The sequence below is a fragment of the Aquimarina celericrescens genome (assembly GCF_042682765.1).
GTDB lineage: Bacteria > Bacteroidota > Bacteroidia > Flavobacteriales > Flavobacteriaceae > Aquimarina > Aquimarina celericrescens.
Genome location: NZ_JBHUHY010000002.1, coordinates 141,474 through 162,496 on the forward strand (window position 1 = coordinate 141,474; position 21,023 = coordinate 162,496).

Here is a 21,023-nt window from a genome sequence, read left to right on the forward strand (position 1 = left end):
ATATTATAGAGCAAACTAATGTTTAGTACCGTTTTCATCTCGGCTTTATTGATCACCTTAGGAACAATTACTGTGTCTGGGATCACTTCTATTACGGTTACTACAACTATTATTACCCTTAGGGGTTAATTCACTTGTATATCACCATCGGAAAAAGTACGTAGTTTATGAAGACCAAAAGCTACCGAAACTATGCTTTATCATTAATTTCAATTTAAAAAAATACTATGAACGTTCTTAAATTTGGAGGTTCTTCGGTTGCAAACGCAACAACAATAGAAAATGTAATCAACATCATAAAGGAGCAATCCAAAACGAAGTCTCTTTATGTAGTAGTTTCTGCCATGGGTGGAGTTACCGATCTACTATTACAAGCTGGCACAGAAGCTTCTACAAATAATGAAAACTATAAAAAAACACTTGCCGAAATAGAAAAAAGACATCTGGATGCTGTCAAAAATCTTATTCCAGTGATATCACAAAGCGCTATAATTAGTAAGGTGAAATCAGAGCTCAATGTCTTAGAATCTCTTTGTGAAGGGGTATTTTTATTAAGTGAGTTGTCTGAAAAAACGGCCGCAGTAATCTCAAGTTTCGGAGAATTACTTTCTTCATATATCATTGCTGAAGCTGCTAAAGTAAAAGGATTAGATATCGGATTAAAAGATTCTAGAGATCTCATCGTTAAAACCATAAATTCTAAAGTCGCAATTGATTACATCGAAACTAACCATAGAATTAAGGCATTTGCAAAGGATAATAAAAACAAAATAAGCCTTTTTCCCGGTTTTGTTGCCAGAACACAAAATGGAGAACCTACCACTCTAGGTAGAGGAGGCTCAGACTTTACTGCTGCTATCCTTGCAGCAGCAATAGACGCAGAAGAATTACAGATCTGGACTGATGTTAGCGGTATGTACACGGCCAATCCAAAACTAGTAAAACAGGCAAAACCTGTAGATCACATCTCCTATCAAGAAGCAATGGAACTTTCTCATTTTGGTGCCAAAGTGATCTACCCACCTACCATTCATCCAGTACTCGACAGAAATATCCCTATTTTAATAAAAAACACCTTTGCTCCCGAAGATAAAGGTACATTAATCACCAGGAATGTATCCGATAGAAAAACACCTGTAACAGGAATTAGTCATATTGATAATATAACTATCATTTCTCTTGAAGGAAGCGGAATGGTAGGTATCCCTGGCTTTTCTAAAAGACTGTTCGAAGCACTTTTCCTAGAAAATATCAATGTTATTCTAATCACTCAGGCGTCTTCAGAACATTCTATTTGTCTTGCTGTTGAAGCATCAGATGCCAAAAAAGCAAAAACAATTTTGGATAGTACATTCGAATTTGAAATTTCTAAACGCAAATTAGAACCCGTTAAAATTGAAAATGATAATGCGATTGTAGCCCTAGTTGGAGATAACATGTACCATCATCAAGGACTTAGTGGCAAAATGTTTAGTACTCTCGGAAAAAATAATGTAAACATTAGAGCGATTGCCCAGGGAGCTTCAGAAAAGAACATCTCTGTAATAATCGAAAAAAAAGATATCAAAAAGGCATTAAATACCTTACATGAACAATTTTTCGAAGTAAAAACAAAACAACTCAATCTATTTGTTACCGGAGTTGGAAATGTAGGAAGTAAGCTTCTCAGTCAATTAGAGCAACAAAAAATATATCTAAAAGATAAATTAAGACTTAAAATTAGGATTGTAGGATTATCAAATTCCAAAAAAATGTTTTTTGATGAAAATGGAATTGATTTACATGAATGGCAGGAAAAATTAAATAAAGGAAAAAAAGCTAATGCCCAGGATTTTTTTAATCAAGCAAAAGAGATGAACCTCCGAAACTCCATTTTCGTCGACAATACGGCAAATCCAGATATCGCTAAAATTTATAAACATTATCTAGCAGAGAGTATGGCCGTAGTTACCTGTAATAAAATTGCATGTGCTGATGAATACAGTAATTACGAAGAGCTGCAAGATCTTTCTCGTAAGTTTAATGTCTCATTTTTGTATGAAACTAATGTTGGTGCAGGTTTACCGATTATCGATACGCTTAATAATTTAATTGCTTCCGGAGATAACATTCATAAAATACAAGCCGTATTATCAGGTAGTCTTAACTTTGTATTCAATAATTATAAAGAAGGTGTGACGTTTTATGATATTGTAAAACAAGCCCAACAAGAAGGATATACCGAGCCAGATCCAAAAATAGATTTGAGCGGTGTCGATGTGGCACGTAAGATATTAATTCTTGCTCGGGAAAGTGGGAGGATAATGGAACTCAATGATATCGAAAATGAATCTTTTTTACCACAAGAAAGTCTTGAAACCACTAGTGTAAAAGATTTCTTTGATTCTTTAAAAAAACACGAATCTCATTTTAATTATATTTTAAATGAGGCCCATAAAAAAGACTGTCGATTAAAATATGTTGCTCAATACGAGAATGGAAAAGCAAAGGTAGGATTACAACATATCCCGGCAGAGCATCCTTTCTATAATCTCGAAGGAAGTGATAATATTGTATTATTTTTTACAGATCGATATCCAGAACAACCTTTGATAGTGAAAGGTGCAGGTGCGGGAGCCGATGTAACGGCATCTGGTATCTTTGCAGACATTATTAGAATTGGGAAAAAATAAAAAGTAGGATGAATAAAAGCCTAAGAATATTTGCGCCGGCAACCGTTGCTAATCTTTCATGTGGATTTGATGTTTTAGGATGTTGTCTCGATACAGTAGGAGATGAAATGGTAGTCTCTCTGACTCCAGATCCAGAAGTGACTATAACGAAGATTGAAGGTGCCAATCTTCCTTTAGAATCTCATAAAAATGTTGCAGGAGTTGCGACCAAGGCTTTATTAAAAAAGTACAATAAAGAGGTTGGTGTAAATATCGAAATCTATAAAAATATTAAAGCCGGTAGTGGTATCGGAAGTAGTGCAGCCAGCAGTGCCGGTGCGGTCTGGGCCGTAAACCGTTTACTAAACAGCCCTTTTACAAATCATGAACTGATATCCTTTGCAATGGAAGGAGAAAAATTGGCCAGCGGCAATGCTCATGCAGATAATGTAGCCCCTGCCCTTCTGGGTGGTTTTACGCTTGTACGTAGTTATGAACCTTTAGATGTAATTAAATTGCACACCCCAGAAGATTTAATGGTAACCGTAATACATCCTCAAATTGAAGTTAAAACATCAGATTCAAGGTCAGTGATCAAACATAGAGTTTCGTTAAAAAAGGCAATTCAACAATGGGGAAATGTAGGAGGCTTCATAGCTGGCTTATATACTAATAACTACCAACTTATTGGTCGAAGTTTAGAAGATGTAATCATTGAACCCTTAAGATCTATATTGATTCCAGAATTTGATGCAGTAAAAGAAACGGCTCTTTCAAAAGGAGCTTTAGGTTGTGGTATTTCAGGTTCAGGCCCTTCGATTTTTGCACTCAGTAAAGGAGAAAAAACAGCAAATCTTGTTGCAGAAGCAATACGAGACGTGTATAGCAAAACAGGGCTTGAATTTGATATTCATGTATCAAAAATTAATAATCAAGGCATCAAAATTTTAAGCTAACAAGATGACAGTAATAAAAAAAATATCCAGTGGAGCTCCATGGGAAGATATTGTAGGATATTCTAGAGCTATCAAAGTGGGTCATATTATAGAAATAGCAGGCACAACAGCAAAAGGAGAAGATGAATATGCCCAAACTATTGAGATTATTAAAATCGCAGAAAAAGCACTAAAAGAACTGGATGCCGATTTAAGTAATGTAGTAAGAACGAGAATATATTGTACTAATATTTCAAATTGGGAAAAAATAGGTAAGGCGCATGGTGAATATTTTAGAAATATAAAACCTGTAGCAACTATGGTAGAGGTCTCAAAATTGATTTCTCCTGAAATTTTGGTAGAAATAGAATTTTCTGCTATCGTATAATTAAGAATAAGAATTTAAAATAATGCAATACTACAGTTTAAACAACAACGCTCCTAAGGTAGTTTTTTCTAAAGCTGTCATCAAAGGCTTAGCTCCCGATAGAGGTCTATATTTTCCTGAAAACATAACACCTTTACCTCAATCTTTCTTTGAAAACATCGAAAATCTCGATAATGTAGAAATCGCTTATGAGGCCATTAAACAATTTGTAGGTGATGAGATTCCAGAAACTAAATTAAGAGAAATTCTAACAGATGTACTTAGCTTTGATTTTCCTGTGGTACAAATTGAAGAAAATATAGGTACTCTGGAGTTGTTTCATGGACCAACCATGGCCTTTAAAGATGTTGGAGCACGTTTTATGGCGCGCTGTTTAGGATATTTTAATCGAAATAGTGAAAATCACGTTACTGTATTAGTTGCAACATCTGGAGATACTGGTGGTGCCGTTGCCAACGGATTTCTGGGAGTAAGAGGTGTTGATGTAGTGATCCTTTACCCTACCGGAAAAGTAAGTGAAATTCAAGAAAAACAACTCACTACATTGGGCCAAAATATTACTGCATTAGAAGTCGATGGAGTTTTTGATGATTGCCAGGAGATGGTGAAAACTGCATTTTTAGATACAAGCATAACAGATCATAAACAATTAACATCTGCAAACTCTATTAATATTGCCCGATGGCTGCCTCAATTATTTTATTTTTTGTTTGCGTATAAACAAATCAAAAATAAAGGGAGGGACATTGTTTTTTCTGTGCCGAGCGGCAATTTCGGAAATATCTGTGCGGGTATCGTTGCTCAAAAATTGGGATTACCGGTTAAACAATTTGTTGCATCTACCAATGTCAATGATACAGTAGTTCGTTATTTAAAAACTTCAAAATATGATCCTAAGCCCTCTAAAGCAACCATTTCTAATGCTATGGATGTCGGAAATCCAAGTAACTTCATTAGAATTCAAAAACTCTTTGATCATAATTTTGAAGAACTTAAGAATTCTTTTTCTGCATATAGCTTTGACGATTACCAAACCAAAAAGGCCATGAAAAAAATATACAGGGAAACTGGCTACATCACAGATCCACATGGAGCAATTGGTTATTTAGGACTAAAAGAACATGATCCAAATGGCAATGATTATGGTATTTTCCTGGAAACAGCACATCCTGTAAAGTTTTTAGATGTTGTAGAACATACTTTGGATACAACTGTTGAAATACCTTCTCAAATCCAAAAAGTGATCAATAAAGAAAAGAAAAGCATACCTATCAACGGTTATGAACAATTAAAAGAGTTCTTACTAGCGTAAAAACTCTTTCTAGGTTTTCTTCTTATTTCTTTAAAATTATTGAGTAGCCAATGCTCTCATAACTTTGTATGTAATCTCTGTGGTAGAAGCCAAATACTTAAAGTTAACCGTAGTATACTTATCCTCGCTTTGACGCACAAATGGAGAATTATCGGCATTCTTGAGCTCTGCAGTTAGTGTAACTGTCTCATATCCAAAGTTAGAAAAGAATCTACTCTCAGGAGTAGCTACTATTCTTTTATAAATTGGCACTGGTGATTCGATACGGTATAAAGACTCCAAGCTTAGATTTGAAGCAAGTAACTCTATTGCTCGATCTTCATCATTATCCCATCCCATATAATCTGATCTATGCATAGAATGAATATTGTAGCCATCGGTTTGTAATTTTTTGGTAAACATTCTTGTTCCAATCATATTACTCTTCCAATGATCAAAAAACACTACCATAAAATTTTTATTTCGTGAGGGTAATTGGGCAATTTTCTTAGCAACGTAATAAGCAATTGCAACACCTGTAGCATTATGTACTGCGCCTGGGCTATTTTCAACCGTATCATAATGAGCACAAATAATCACCCATTCATCACTACCATTTGTGGCAGGAATCTCAGCAAATACATTTGTACCATTATACAGATTTTTTTTCTTATCCTGCACATTATAAGTGTGCCTTTCTGGCTTGAGTCCAGCATCTTTTAAGGACTCAAATAAAAAATCAGCTGCAATCTTTCTCTCCGATTTACTCGATCTACTAGTCAATTTTTTCTTACCCCTTATGGGTTCGTGACCCGTAAGTTTAGCCACGATACTTTTCTCGATGTTAATAATCTCTGCTTCTCTTCGATCCTCTTCAGTTTGAGCTGGAGCTGTCTGTACTACCAAAAAGCATACTAGTAAAAGTGTTCTATAATAATTCATTTTGTAGGTTTTGTATTCCATGGTATTTAACACAAATTTAGGGAAATTCTATTATAATACAATTTATTACTTTTAATAATAAAATAATATATCGAATATGAATTATTCAAAAACCGTACCTTTTTTTTTGATTTTGTTATTATTTATACGCTGTTCAAATGATAATACCTCCAAAAATCTACTGTTAGCACCGGATAATTGGAGGGGTGAAATAATTGAATTTCCTCTGAAATTTGCATCATCACTAACATATTCGGGTACAGAACATGTTCGTTTTGCGCCTGGTTGGGGTGAAAAAGATGCTACAGATTATTTTTCTTATGTTTTTTTGTGGGAAATAGATGAAAATCCACAGCTTTCCATAAAAAAACTTGAAACAGAAATAGAAACCTATTTCGATGGATTAATGAGCATGGTCTCCAAAATGAATTTAAATCTTTTTAAGAAGCTTCCGAAAGCCAAAGCATTTTTTGAAAAAGTCAATGACTCTGTATACGTTGGAAAAGTAATGACATATGATGCGTTCACTACAAAAAAAGAAGTAAATCTGAATATCATCGTGGACTACAAATTTTGTGACGAGCTAAATAAACATTTAGTTTTGTTCAATCTTTCCCCTCAACATCCAAAACATTCTATTTGGAAAAAAATGCAAAAAGTGACTATTGACGCCAATTGTGAGCAAATAAATAATTAATTGTTAGCTATTCAACTTTATTTTACTTTTTTTCTTGATTTTCACATAAAAAACGTAAATTTTTACATCTAAAAAATCATCAATAATGAATGTTTGCTTTTTAATGTATCCCTGGGAGGAAATTAACCCAGAAAAAGACACCTCGTTAACATTAATTCATGAATGCGCTAAAAGGGGCCATGGTGTAGCTTTAGCTACTCCATCAAATTTGACTATTCGCGATAGTGTTACCTACTCTTTTTGTAAAGTAATTAATCGAGCTGATAAAATTTCGTCTTCCTTAAAATCTTTTCACACCAAGACAACTTTTAGAGATGAAATGTTACCATTAGCCGGGTTTGACGTAATCATTCTGAGAAGTAACCCTCCTCTGGATATGATCATGCTTAATTTTTTAGACTCTGTAAAAGATGATGTTTTTATCATGAACGATATTGATGGGATCAGAAGATCAAATAACAAATTGTATACTGCTGCTTTTGATGATCTCGAAACACATTTCATCCCTAGTACTCATGTAACAAAAAACAAAGACTATTTAATTAAAATGATTAAAGAAGCACCCACTGATAAAATGATATTAAAACCGCTTAATGGTTTTGGAGGATCTGGGGTAATATTGATTGAAAAACGGGCAATGAGCAGTATTAGGTCATTACTTGACTTTTATATCGACAATAAAGATGGTACTACTAATTATGTGATCCTACAAGATTATATTGAGGGAGCAGAGCTGGGAGACGTAAGGATCTTGATTCTTAACGGTAAGCCTATTGGCGCCATGCGTAGAATTCCAGGGGAAGATGATCACAGATCTAACGTTACTGCAGGAGGGTCTGTTGTAAAGCATTCATTGACTAAGCAGGAAAAAGAATTATGCCGTAAAATTGGACCTAAACTGGTGAAGGACGGACTTTACTTTGTTGGAATTGATGTGATTAACGGAATGCTGGTAGAAGTAAATGTTATGAGTCCGGGTGGGATCACCTATATCAACAAAAAATATAAAATTAAGTTACAGGAAAAAGTGATCGATTTTATTGAAGATAAAGTGGTACAACGTGTTACCAGGTTTGATAGAAAAGCAAAATTGAGAAAAACAGTAGATAATGCATAAGCTATCTATTAAAGAAATTATAAAAAAAATAAATACTGAAGAACCTTTTCATGCTATTGCAGATGATTACTCATTTACCTTAAAAATTGATTCGTATTCTCATTATATCTGTGGGGCTGTTCATGATGGGCATCAATTTAGAAAGGAACTATGGAGTAATTGTCTTCATACCGAATATGATCGTTGGTATGAAGAAGATCCTGCAACAAAACAAATGGTTCAAAATCATCCTATCGTTATTGCCGGATGCGATTCCCGTTTTGAATATGATCTTAATCGTGCACCAGAATATGCCATTTATGAGGATGCCTGGGGTAAAGAATTATGGAAAGCACCTTTAAAAGCTGATACAAAAAATCGCTCTCTGGAAAAACATGATAACTTTTATCGAGTGGTGCATGAACTTGTTTCCAAAATTGAATCTAAGTATGGAGCAGCAATAGTCTACGATATGCATTCATATAATTGGAGACGATGGGATCGAGAGGTTCCTGTGATCAATCTTGGTACTTCAAATATTGATAATGCCAGATACGCTACTTTTGCAGATTCATGGTCTAAAATACTATCTCAAATTGAGCTTCCAATTAATACTCCTGTTACTTCGGCTATAAATGACACTTTTCAAGGAAATGGATATTTTCTTAAGTATATTACTCAAAATTTTAAAAATACTTTGGTGTTAGCAACGGAATTTTCCAAAATCTATTGTCATGAATTACAACACATTATATATCCTGAGGTTGTGTATGCTATTAGTCAAGGATTAAAGAATCAACTTCCACTACATGCGAAGACATTTTATGATCAATTTATAGTGTAGGAAAGCTTTCCTTATTTGTTAATTTCGGTTTTTTGCCTTTAGTTTGTGCTTTCTATACCCAAATAATAAGAATTTTAAGGATAATGATAGAAGATGTAGTTGAAACATATCGTGATCTTTTCGAAATAGATCAAAATCTAGACAGGCTAGTAAAGAATATCGAACTTCTTAACTACTTAAATCCTCTGAATATTGAGCATGAGAAAAAAGCCTTTTTTGCAAGTAAATACAGGGAAAACCCAATATTTAAGTATCGAAAAATAAAATTCAACCCATATAAACTACAGCGATTATTTTTCAACCAACGACTAGAACGTATTGAGGATATTGAAATACGTAAACTGTACCAAGATATAATCTATGAATATTCTGGATTGATCCAGTGCATAGAAACAATAGGTACAGGAAAAAAATTTTACTATAATTCGCTAAAAGTATTTGGAACTCCAAAAGAACGAGACGTAGAGAATGCGAGATTTATTTTGCATTTTACAGATGAACCTTCTACTAATAATAACTTTGTCAAAAAACATTCTGTAGACGATGCAGAGTTGTATTTTAAAGATTTTGCAAAACGCTATGCTTTTGACTTTAACATCAAAAAATCTACACATATCTCTGCTTCAGCAATGGTGCTGAATGCGTCAGAAACATTAGTCTTGAAAAAAAACTATCAATTTAATGATAATGAGCTAATGGTTTTAGCTAATCACGAGATTGGAGTACATATGGTGACAACTTTTAATGGAAAAAGTCAACCATTAAAAATTTTTTCCAATGGTTTTGTAAATAATACAGAAACTCAAGAAGGTTTGGCGGTATTTAGCGAATATATGTCTGGCAGTCTTACATTACGACGAATGAAAGAACTTGCTTATCGCGTTATTGCAGCCGATAGCTTGATTAAAGGCTACGATTTTAAAGACACTTTTGATTTACTATACAGTCAATATAAGTTAGATCGTGAAAATGCCTGGCAAATCACCTTACGGGTGCATCGCGGAGGTGGATTTACCAAAGATTACCTTTACTTGACTGGTCTTAAAAAGATATACGATTATTATCACTCGGGACAAGACATGAATCCATTATTTACGGGTAAAGTGACTTTAGAAAATAAAGATAGTATACTAAGACTTCAGGAGTTGGGTCTGGCCAATAAAAGTAAACATATTACCGATTCTTATAGTCAAAATTTAAACACAAATACAAAGTTAGATTTCATTTTGACAAACCTAAAATAAAATCTTTACGACCCATTAAGTTTATTTATCATAAACCATTGTAATGCAATAATTGACTTTGCATCGTCTATGACTTCAGACATTAAGAGTGTTTTTATTTCTGCAGCAGGGTATTTACATACTTTGATATCTTCATCTTCATATACCGCTCCTCCTCCTTCATTTTTTTTATCACTTTGCACCACTTCTCCATAATATAAATACATCCGTTCAGAAGAAATACCGGGAGTCATATAACAAGATAAAATATGATGTAAATCGGTTACCACGTATCCTGTTTCCTCTTCAACTTCACGAATGGCACTTTGAATAGGGTCTTCTTCTCCTTCTATTCCGCCAGCCGGAATTTCAAAAAGCCATCCCGTACCATTTTTGATCGTTGGATACCTGAATTGATTTATAAAAACTAGCTGATCAGTATCCTTTTCATATAACAACACAGCGACAAACGGTCCTTTATCTAAAACTTCACGAGTATATGTAACTGCAGTGTTCTCATGAAAACGATCATGGGTGATCAAAGCTTCTTTAATTTTCAAAAAACCATCATAGACCAAAGATTCTTTAACAATATTATATTTCATACTAATAAATGTAGGAAATATTTTAAGCCATCGTTAAAAATAAATCCACAAAAATACTAATCGGCAATACCGGCTTCCGCCAAAGTAATAATTAGAGCCATTTTTATATTCTTAGCACCATCAATATTTGACCATGTTTCATTAAGAGAATGAGCCCCTTTTCCTATACCTCCTCTACCTATAGTAATCGCCGGTATATTTTTGGAAATAGGAATATTACTGTTTGTAGAACCTGTAATTAGAACAGGAGAAATATTGAAATATGATGCAACAGCTATGGCTCTTTGTACAAGTGGTATATTTTCTGCTAAAATACCAGAAGGGCGATCTCCTATAGGTTTAATTTCAAGAATTACTTTGTCCTTTATTGCGGAAGCATTGTAAACAGATTCGGCCTTTTTCATGCTTGTTTTCAAAATACTATCAATCTCCAAAAGTCTTTTTGGACTCACCGATCGCATATCGACCTCCATCCAGGATTCAAAAGGAATTGAATTGACAGAGGTACCACCCCCTATTCTACCAATATTGAAAGAAGTTTTTGGTCCTTCTATATCAGTATATTTTGATGCTTCTTCTACAAAAATAGAAATCGCTTTTCCCAAAGCATGATGTGGGTTTGCTAATCCAAAAGCTCCCCAAGAATGCCCTCCTGGTCCTTTGAAAATTACCTTGTATCTTTTCGATCCAAGTCCACCATTTATAATACGTCCGTTTCCCCCACCATCAATTGATATCCATGAGTCAATTTTTATATCTGATGTTTCACTAAACAAATGTTTAACACCTCGCAAGTCACCTAGACCTTCTTCTCCTACGGTCCCAACAAAAACTACATCAGCATCAGTTTCTATGGACGCCATATCCATACCATTTAAAACAGCAAGAAGCATAGCCATTCCTCTTGTATTGTCTCCAATACCCGGGGCGGCATACGTTTTACCTTCTTTTTTTACCTTAACGTCTGTTTCTTCAGGAAAAACAGTATCCATATGAGCATCTAATACTACTGTTTTGTCCCTTTTTTTACCTTTACGCAATGCTAATACGTTACCTTCAGTATCAATCCAAACACTATCGATTCCCGTTTTGGAAAACATTTCTGCAAACTTTTTTGCTCTTTTATGTTCTTTAAATGGCGGAGCAGAAATTTCATTAAGCACTATCATATTCCTGATGGTCTCTTCATCTAATGAATCAATAGTATGCATGGCGAACTGAACGCTTTTCTTTTTTATTATTCTAGCTATGTCCTTAGTAAAAGGTTTTTTCGCTTTTGCTGTATGTTGTGCTTTTGCAGTAAAACCACAAAAAACAAAGATTAATACAGTGATTCTAATGAGTTTTTTATTCATTATTTCTTTAAAATATGAAGTCTTATTATTTATCAGTAGCATATCCAAAGTCTTTGCCTTTTTGAACTCTGGAAACACCTTTAACCATCCAGTCTGGTGCCGGTTGACCCTTTAGGTAATGATCAAAAAATTGCATCATCCTAATTGAAAGATCTTGTTTATTTTTCACCTTCCTGAGATTATGAGCCTCATCGTTATAAACCAATAACCACGCAGGTTTTTGTAACCTTCTCATACCCATAAACATTTCAATACCCTGATAATATGGCACAGCACCATCTTTGTCGTTATGCATCATTAATAAGGGAGTTTCAATTTTAGGAATTCCAAACAAAGGAGAGTTCTCTACATAAAGATCAAATCCTTCCCATATGTTTTTACCAATACGACTTTGAGTTCTTTCATATTGAAAGGCTCTACTCAATCCCGATTGCCATCGAATCCCACCGTACGCAGAAATCATATTGCTTACAGGAGCACCTGCCATCGCTGCTTTAAACTTATTAGTAACCGTTATCAGATACGCCACTTGGTAACCGCCCCAACTCTGTCCTTGTATAGCAATATTATCAGAATCAATGTATCCCAGTTTTTCTACTGCTTCTACACCAGAAACTATGCAATTGTATGCGCTTGGCCCTGGTTTTCCTTCTTCATAAACAATATCGGGAACAAACATCACGTAATCATTACTTACCAAATATGTTGGGTTAACGGTTGATGCACTTGGTTGCGGTGAATAATATTGGTGATACCTATCCGAACGTTTTTCATAGAAATAAGTGATCATAGGATACTTCTTTGCTGGATCAAAATTCTCTGGTTTATAGATAATACCTTCGAGTACTTTACCGTCATAGGCCTTCCAAGAAAAAAGCTCTGCACTCCCCCATTTAAAATCTTTTTGTTGGGGATTAACATTAGTGATCGCTTTGGCATTATTTAAACCATTTCTTGAAATGTAAAGGTCTGGATAGGTATTGAAGTTTTCTTTTGTATATGAAAATACTTCGGCATCTTGAGCCTTTTTATATCTGCGAATTAAGAAGTCCCCAGGAACTATTTTTTCTACTAATTTGTTTTTCTTTAAGACATAAAGTCCGGATGCTTTTGAAGTTTTATCAAAACTTGTAATTAGTAATTCTTGGTTTGCATAAGAAGCTTTATTCTTATTTTCAGGATCCAGATTCTCTGTTCTATATTCTATATTATTTTTTCTTCCGTTTTTTGTAATATTCTGGGGCTTTTCCTTTCCATTAAGGGAAACTCTCCAAACATCAAACTTATCATAAACCAATGCCTTACCATTTTCATCAAAACCCCCAAAGCCATGCGGATATGGTAACATTGGATGATCATCATCTTCATCATACAATGGAACTTCAATATCTTTGGTAAGATTTAAGGTTTGCAAAGTCTCTAAGTTAAGTGAAAACCAATGTTGTTTGTATATATCAAAATATAAGGCATACCTCCCATCTGAAGACAAAACGGGTTCTAAGGCAGTATTCTTCAATGCAATACGTTTTTGTCCGGTAGTGGTATTGATCACATAAAAATCGCGAGTCCATGGACTGTTCCAGGAACGTTTTATATCATATGGACCTCCTGTAGCACCTAAAACAAATTTCTGCTCTTTGTTTTTATCGAAAATAAGATCATCCATCTGCTCGTCTTGCAGATGAATAACATCTTTCTTGTCAATATTATAGTATGATATGTAGGCCTTTTTATTTAGCTCTTTAAACTTCGATTTTTGTTCTGGTTGGATCATCTTGTCCTGCCAATGCCAGACATCAACTTGTGGGATTTCTTCATCCAATAGTGTTGTGTCTTTTTTAAATTCGGTTTTTGGTTTTGAATAAAAATAAAGCCTCTTTTCGTTTTCAGAGAAAAAAGGAGTTTGATCACCACTTAACTCCCAATCTCTTTTAAGATTTTTTCCTGAAATATCATCTACGAGCTTGTTAAGTGTATTATTTGTATAGTAATAGAGTTCGTGATTTAGAGAGTCTGTTGCCGTCGAATCTTTTACCGAGATAAATGTAAAATGGTTTCCTGTTTTACTTATGGATAGTTTATCATATATGTAATTGACCGTATCAATCACCTCTTCAATACCTTTTTCGATGTTATATTTATAAATACCAAGATCTCTTTCTTTCTCGTCTTTTGATTTATTTTGTTCTTTACTGGTACGAGAATAATAGAATATATTTCCTTTTTCGGGAACTACAAAATCTTTGATTTGAAGAATAGTATCTCTTTTTTTGTTTTCAAAGTTATACACCAAACCATATTTCTGCTTAAAAGTTACAGGAAGATTTTTGTCTGTAGTATCTTTTATTTTGTTGTTTTTTGAAGAATCCTTTTTCTTTTTATTTTTAAATTTTTCAAGAACCATCCAGCCCGATGATTTTTTTGGTAATGTGTACTTCGCTATTCTTGGAATGGAATCATAAATTTTATTGCTTTTTACATCGTAAATAAACAGTGCATCTTTTGGCAAATCTTCTTTTTTGACTTTTTTCTTCTTTTTCTTTTCCTTTCTTATATTTTCATATGGTGGTTTCATTTTAAAAACAACATAGTTTTCGTCAAACGAAATCGCTGGATCATATCCATTAAAGAAAGTAGATTTTTGATCAATTTTAGTATTGTAAATCTCGATGTAACCATTTCCCCTCCCTGTGGCTGTTTCTATCGTTGTAACTACCAATGTCCCCTGATCAGATATCTTTACATTACTAATCTTCTTCCATAAGTCATAGTCATCGTGTGTGATCACCCTCTTTTGGGCAATCGTAAATACGCAAGTTAAAAGTAACAGTAGTGTGATTTTCTTATAAACCATGTTCATAAAATTATAATAGTGCTTAGTTTTTCAAATTAATGAATATTACCGTATCCGTATTCTAAACCTTAAGTAAATTTTCTATTGGGACTAAAATAAACACCCAAATCTTAAAAAAATAATATCGCTTGTTTTTTGATAACACTTTAGACTTTTTTTAACCAATCTAAGTTTACAAAGACAATGTTTGAATGAGTCCAGTTAATCTTATTAAAACCAATTGGACTCATTACTTCAGGCTGACTCAAAATTTATTCTAATATCCTGGATTTTGTTGATTCGCAATATTAGGATTCACATTAATCTCATCAATCGGTATGGGCATTATTGTTCTATTTTCTGGAGCTGAAATAGGAATAGGGTCTCCATCCTGTAGAAATTTATTAAATGTTCGACCATAACGCGTAAGATCATATAGCCTAAATCCCTCATAGGCTAACTCTTTACGTCTTTCTAAAATAATCTTATCAATTAATGCCTGCCCTGTTTCAGTCGAAGTAATTGCACTGGGATCAGCTCTTTGTATAATGAGATCCAGAGCTTGCTGCGCAAGTAGATCTTCATTTAATTGTGCATGAGCTTCAGCTTTTATTAGATACAATTCAGAAAGTCTTAATACCTGGATATTATCATCCTGAAATTGAACTTTGGGGAATTTTTGAACCAAATTCACATCCCCTTTAGCAGGATATAATTCTTTTCTCACATCTGTATCACTTAGTGTGTTTACAAAATCGTCTGTGGCAAAAGCATCTTCATAAGTAAGATAGAAATAACCTATTGAGTTTGTTCCTGAATTATCAGTTTCATTACTTACTAAAGTGAATAATGTTTCACTATTATCATCTAATCCCCAACTTGCAATGTACTCCTGATTCTCTAACAGTGAATTTCCACTATTATTAATGACTTGGGTTGCGATGTCCCGTGCACCCGTCCAATTCTCCATATGCAAATACACTCTGGCTAATAATGCCCTAGCCGCATGTACATCCATTCTAGCAGGTGACGATTCTGCTCTCATTAAATCAATTGCTTTGAGCAAATCACTTTCAATTTGTTCATATACCTGAGCTGTCGTACTTCGACCCGGTTCTTGAATCGTACTACCGTTTCCTAAAGTTTCAAAGTCTGGAATGGGCACTCCCAAATGAGAAGCATCTGCTGTAAAATTGTACGGTTGCGCAAATAATAACTGTAAATTGTGAAATGCTAATGCTCTAAGTGCATACATTTCTCCTATGTATTGTTCTGCATCCTCCTGTTCTGATTCTGGAAACATTAGCAATTCTGCTTCTCTGATAATTATGGAAGTAGTTGCAATAATACGAGTAATATCTTCCCATGTACGACCAACATTACCATTATTGGCATTAACTGTATATAAATCAAAATCCAGATATCTTCCAGTATTATCAAACGCATCTATAAAAGCATTATCGGATAAAATCTCTGGTAATAAAAGTAATGTACGGCTATAAACGTCTCCATCTCTATCGTCATCTTCATCCAAAAACAAACTATAAGTACCATTAGCCGCTAAGTTTAAAGAGTTAAGATCTACGATGGCATCAGATACTTCTAAATTGTCTGAAAATTGTTGTTCCAAAGTATCATCACATGAGCTTATTATAAAAGCCGCTGCTAAGAGAATATATATTATTTTATTTTTCATGATATTCTAATTAAAAAGTTAAATCTACACCTAAGAATAATGCTCTCGAAATTGGAATCTCTTGATTTAATCTACCATCAGACCCTGCTTCAGGATCTCTTTCTAAGCGATCATCTTTTATGTAGGTATATAAATTATTTCCTTTAATATAAACCCGTGCAGAAGAAAGTCCAATATTTCTTATACTTTGAGCTGGTAATTGATAAGCCAAGGTTACATCCCGTAATCGAATGTAAGATCCATCATAAACAAATCGACTGGACGGTTTTGATGATTGACCCGTTTGTCTATTACCATATACGAAAGCAGGTACATCGGTAATATCACCAGGTTGTTGCCATCTTCTTTCATAAGTACCTCTACTCACATTACCTGTAGTTGCAAGCCTTCGTGATCCATCACTATTGGTAAATCTATTCCAGGTGTCATAAACTAATCCGCCCCATGCGCTATATAACTGAAAATCTAATGAAATTCCTTTATATGTAAAAGTATTTCTAAAGCCTGCATAAAAATCAGGAGTCGCATTACCAATAATAACTTGCTCTGCGTCTCCATAATTATTAGTAGTTGCATCAGATTCATCATTAATAAACCATAAAGCGTTACCATTATCAGGGTCTGCGCCTGCATATCTAGGCAAATAAAATGTTTCAAAATCTTCACCTATAGCAATAATACTTGTAGTTCCGATAATTGGTTCTCCATTTCCGGCAAGTCTTGTCACCTTATTTTCATTAGCAGTATAATTAAAACTAGTAGTCCAGGTAAAGCCATTCGTGTTACTTACAATATTGCGTGTAGTAATTTGTAATTCTATACCTTTATTTTCCATAGCACCAATGTTTTGAACTATATCCAAGTCTCCGTTCGAAAAAGATATAGGTCTGGCTCTAATAAGGTCAGTTGTTTCTCTTTGGTACCAATCAAAACTTCCTTGTAAGCGATTATCAAATAAAGAATAATCTAAACCAATGTTTAAGGGTTTATTAACTTCCCATTTCAAATTAGGGTTTCCTAAGTCTGAGAAGAATAATCCAGGACTTCCATCATAATCATTAATAGAAAAGAGATCAAAAACAGCATAAGGATTATCGTTTACACTATTAGAATTTTCGTTTCCTGCGATAGGATCATTTCCATTCTCTCCATAACTCCCTCTAATTTTAAAATCATTTACAAAATCAGCATCTTCCATGAATTTTTCTTTGGCTAAATTCCAACCAAGACCTACTGACCAAAATACACCGTACTGATTATCATCTTTAAATGTAGAACTCCCATCTCGTCGTAAAGATCCACTAATCAAATATCGATCTGCATAAGAATATTCGGTGTTAAAGAACGCTGAATTTAACCCACTTTGTCTTCTATTGGTAGATGCTACTACCGGTAAACTACCTGCATTAAGATCAACGAAACCATCGGGTATATTTTCAACCTGAATATCACTAAACTTGTTTCTCGTTTTTTGCAGTTCATAACCACCAAAAGCAGTTAAGCTATGATCAGCCCACGAGATATCATATCTAAGCAAATTTCTAAACAACCAAGTGAATAAAAAGTCAGAATCCTGAAATCCTCTTCCCGTGGGTCTTCCTCCTCCAAAACCAGACGGTTCTCTTATATAATCGTCTCTAAATCCCTGATTCATATTTATAGAAGATTCAAAGGAAAGACCTTTAAGTATTTGGTAGGATAAATCGGTACTTGCCAAAATACGATGAGTAATATTTCGTCTAGTTTCGGCTTCTGCTTGTGCTACAGGATTATGAGTACTATTAAAACCAAAATTAAATGTCCCGTCATCATTAAAAGGAGATATATCAGGTCGTATTCGATAGATGGATCTTACCGGATTAGCAAAGGCACCTCCATCAGGTCTAAAATCAGAAATATTCTTATTATATGATAAGTTGACACTTATATCAATCTTATCATTTATTCTTTGATCCAATTTAATTCTCGAATTCATTCTTTCAAATTGAGATCCTACGATAACTCCCTCTTGATTAAAATATCCTCCGGAGATATAATATTTTGTATTTTCGGATCCTCCCCTAATAGATAAGTCATGTTGTTGATAGAAGCCATCCTGAGTCAATAAATCAAGCCAATTTGTATTGGTATCCGGATCAAAACCCCTATCCGTTAAATACGTTAAAGCATCAGCATCATTATCTCTAATACCAGCATTTTGTACTCCTTCCACCAATAATTCTTGTAGTTCTGAGGTATTTAGAGGTTTAAAGCGATCTGCAACAGTAGGAGTGGATAAACCTGCTTGTGTACTATATGCAATTATAGGTTTTCCCTGTTCTCCTGACTTAGTCTGTATTACGATAACTCCGTTAGCACCTCTAGTACCATAAATCGAAGTAGCCGCAGCATCTTTAAGCACGGTAAGTGTTTTTATATCTCCCGGATTAAGAGAAGTTATTATTGAAGCATCTCTAGTTTGTATACCATCAATGACATACAATGGAAATGAAGCTGTAAAAGATCCAACACCTCTTATCCTTACATTTGGTGTAGCTCCTGGCTGACCACTATCTGCAGTTACCAATACTCCAGGCACATTACCTTGAATACTCTCTTGTATGGCTGCTCTTGGTGTAGCATTAATCGCCTCAAGCTTTACATTTACAGCAGAACTGGTAAGTCTGGATTTACGTTGGACTGCATATCCCGTTACTACAACCTCGTCTAATGAGCTTATATCTTCTTGTAACGTTACATTAATCTCGTTATCATTACCTACTACACGCTCCTGAGAAAGATACCCCACATAAGAATAAACCAAAGTCTCCCCATTATTTGCCTGAATACTGTAATTTCCATCGAAATCTGTTTGGGTCCCTTTACTAGTTCCTTTTACAAGGACATTTACCCCAGGTAGCGGCAAGCCGTCTTGAGCAAGAACTACTCCCTTTATAAGGTTTTGTATAGGATCATTTTTAAAATTTTCTTTATTTTCCTCAATTTCTTTATCCCTTTCTTTTTCGATGTATTCCAATATTTTTTTTATTTCTCTTTCAGATGTCCTCCGGTTTCTAGGAAATAAAACAATTTGATTTTTGTAAACTTTGAAACCAATACTTGTTTCTTTAAAGAGGTTAAGTAATACTTTATTTAGCTTTTCATCGTTAGCTTTTAGAGATACTTTTTTTGAAACATCAATTAGATTGTTATTATAAAAGAAGTGATAAGAGCTATTTTCCTCTATTTCTTTTATCGCTTCATGTAGGGTTACTCCATCTACTGAAATCGAAATATTCTGAGAGTACGTGTCAAATGAAAATAACTTCGATATCGTAATGCAGATAAGTAACGAATAGATTTTCATAATTCTTATTAAATGTTTTCTGGATAAGAAAACACTTGAATGTTTTTTTTTCATAATTTTGCTTGATTTTAATTATTCCATTCTGAGTTTAATTAGATGACCTTTAAAGAGGATGTTGCAGCATCCTCTTTTTCTTTTTCTTATTCTGAGCTTAACATAATTTTATTGTTTTTGAATGTATACTGTATTGATGACGAAAGTTTTAGAAGATTCAATACTTCTTCTAAACCTAGATTATCGAACTCTCCTGTGTACTTATAATCTAATAATGAATCTGATTCGATTATAAACTCAACACTATATTTCCTTTTAAGATCCAGGACTACTTGTTTTAATGGTGTTTTATCGAACACTAATTTTCCTTGCTTCCAGGCAACTACGTTTTCTGAATCCACTTCATTAATTCTAATATCCTTTTTCTCTTTATCAAAAATTGCCTTTTGTGATGGTGCTAACACGATAGGAGCTTCATTACTTTTCTGAAGAACTTCAACTTTTCCTGTAACCAATGTGGTTTCAATATTTTCATCAACAGGATAGGACTTCACATTAAAAGAAGTTCCCAAAACCCTAATTTTTAATTGATCAGTATGAACAATAAAAGGTTTAGTGGTATCTCTTTTAATGTCAAAAAATGCTTCGCCCGTGAGAGTTACTGTTCGTAAAGTATCAGAAAAATTCTTAGCGTAAGTCAGGCTACTATTTGAGTTCAAGATCACCGTAGAGCCATCAGGTAAAACAATAGTTTTATGGTCACCATATTGGGTAACTATACTTTGCGTATCTAACTTTAAAAAATCAGTATTGGTAACCAATGAATTGTTTTCAGAGAAAGTGATTACATACCATGTAAATAGAGGCAATAAAATAGCTATAGCGGCCACAGGATAATAATATTTCTTTTTATTTGCAGCTCTTTTGGAAGAAAAATGCTGGTACGCAGTATTAGTCTCTGTATCATCCAACAAATCTAAGTTAGAAGCAACATATTGAGCCTTAAGAATATTATACTGTTTTTGATGTTTAGCATCTTTTTTAATCCATTCTATAATAGATTGTTTTTCATTAGGATTGGCTTCTCCCTTGATATATCTTATTAAATCTTTTTCTTGCATTTATTC

Annotated in this window: 15 protein-coding genes; 8 read left to right on the forward strand and 7 right to left on the reverse strand. The window is 34.1% G+C overall.

Annotated features, from left to right (window positions below):
- Window positions 1-227: 227 nt before the first annotated feature.
- From thrA to thrC, 4 genes are read left to right on the forward strand one after another with little or no spacing between them, the layout of a single operon-like run.
- Window positions 228-2,672 (forward strand): bifunctional aspartate kinase/homoserine dehydrogenase I, encoded by a 2,445-nt coding sequence (gene thrA / locus ACFSJT_RS00670; RefSeq protein WP_378318251.1) that lies wholly within the window; start codon window positions 228-230, stop codon window positions 2,670-2,672.
- A gap of 8 nt (window positions 2,673-2,680) precedes the next feature.
- A complete protein-coding gene (locus ACFSJT_RS00675) occupies window positions 2,681-3,607 on the forward strand; it encodes a homoserine kinase (RefSeq protein ID WP_378318253.1) in 927 nt (308 codons plus the stop codon).
- Window positions 3,608-3,611: 4 nt separating this feature from the next.
- Window positions 3,612-3,974 carry a RidA family protein gene (locus ACFSJT_RS00680; RefSeq protein WP_378318254.1) on the forward strand — a complete coding sequence of 121 codons (363 nt, stop codon included), beginning with the start codon at window positions 3,612-3,614 and terminating at the stop codon, window positions 3,972-3,974.
- 22 nt (window positions 3,975-3,996) lie between these two features.
- On the forward strand, window positions 3,997-5,286 hold the full coding sequence (gene thrC, locus ACFSJT_RS00685; protein WP_378318255.1) for a threonine synthase: 1,290 nt from the start codon (window positions 3,997-3,999) through the stop codon (window positions 5,284-5,286).
- Between the two features lie 36 nt (window positions 5,287-5,322).
- Here the strand turns inward: thrC and ACFSJT_RS00690 are convergent, their stop codons facing one another.
- Window positions 5,323-6,207 (reverse strand): M28 family metallopeptidase, encoded by an 885-nt coding sequence (locus tag ACFSJT_RS00690; RefSeq protein ID WP_378318256.1) that lies wholly within the window; start codon window positions 6,205-6,207, stop codon window positions 5,323-5,325.
- Between the two features lie 97 nt (window positions 6,208-6,304).
- On the opposite strand from ACFSJT_RS00690, the gene ACFSJT_RS00695 reads away from it, so the two are divergent.
- From ACFSJT_RS00695 to ACFSJT_RS00710, 4 genes are all read left to right on the forward strand, one after another.
- A complete protein-coding gene (locus ACFSJT_RS00695) occupies window positions 6,305-6,904 on the forward strand; it encodes a hypothetical protein (RefSeq protein ID WP_378318257.1) in 600 nt (199 codons plus the stop codon).
- A gap of 85 nt (window positions 6,905-6,989) precedes the next feature.
- Entirely contained in the window at window positions 6,990-8,021 is a 1,032-nt protein-coding gene (gshB, locus tag ACFSJT_RS00700; RefSeq protein WP_378318258.1) for a glutathione synthase, read from the forward strand.
- Entirely contained in the window at window positions 8,014-8,844 is an 831-nt protein-coding gene (locus ACFSJT_RS00705) for an N-formylglutamate amidohydrolase (protein WP_378318259.1), read from the forward strand. The genes gshB and ACFSJT_RS00705 overlap by 8 nt, the downstream gene beginning before the upstream one ends.
- Window positions 8,845-8,927: 83 nt before the next feature.
- Window positions 8,928-10,088 (forward strand): flavohemoglobin expression-modulating QEGLA motif protein, encoded by a 1,161-nt coding sequence (locus ACFSJT_RS00710; protein WP_378318260.1) that lies wholly within the window; start codon window positions 8,928-8,930, stop codon window positions 10,086-10,088.
- Between the two features lie 5 nt (window positions 10,089-10,093).
- On the opposite strand, the gene ACFSJT_RS00715 is transcribed toward ACFSJT_RS00710, so the two are convergent.
- The 6 genes from ACFSJT_RS00715 to ACFSJT_RS00740 form a co-directional block, all read right to left on the reverse strand.
- Complete coding sequence (locus ACFSJT_RS00715) at window positions 10,094-10,672, reverse strand: NUDIX domain-containing protein (RefSeq protein ID WP_378318261.1); 579 nt, start codon at window positions 10,670-10,672, stop codon at window positions 10,094-10,096.
- A gap of 56 nt (window positions 10,673-10,728) precedes the next feature.
- Entirely contained in the window at window positions 10,729-12,069 is a 1,341-nt protein-coding gene (locus ACFSJT_RS00720; RefSeq protein ID WP_378318262.1) for a M20/M25/M40 family metallo-hydrolase, read from the reverse strand.
- Window positions 12,053-14,881 (reverse strand): alpha/beta hydrolase family protein, encoded by a 2,829-nt coding sequence (locus ACFSJT_RS00725; protein ID WP_378318263.1) that lies wholly within the window; start codon window positions 14,879-14,881, stop codon window positions 12,053-12,055. The genes ACFSJT_RS00720 and ACFSJT_RS00725 overlap by 17 nt, the downstream gene beginning before the upstream one ends.
- A gap of 256 nt (window positions 14,882-15,137) precedes the next feature.
- Entirely contained in the window at window positions 15,138-16,556 is a 1,419-nt protein-coding gene (locus ACFSJT_RS00730) for a RagB/SusD family nutrient uptake outer membrane protein (RefSeq protein ID WP_378318264.1), read from the reverse strand.
- 10 nt (window positions 16,557-16,566) lie between these two features.
- Complete coding sequence (locus ACFSJT_RS00735; RefSeq protein ID WP_378318265.1) at window positions 16,567-19,956, reverse strand: TonB-dependent receptor; 3,390 nt, start codon at window positions 19,954-19,956, stop codon at window positions 16,567-16,569.
- 86 nt (window positions 19,957-20,042) lie between these two features.
- Window positions 20,043-21,017, reverse strand: a complete 975-nt coding sequence (locus ACFSJT_RS00740) for a FecR family protein (protein ID WP_378318266.1) — start codon at window positions 21,015-21,017, stop codon at window positions 20,043-20,045.
- Window positions 21,018-21,023 lie beyond the last annotated feature (6 nt).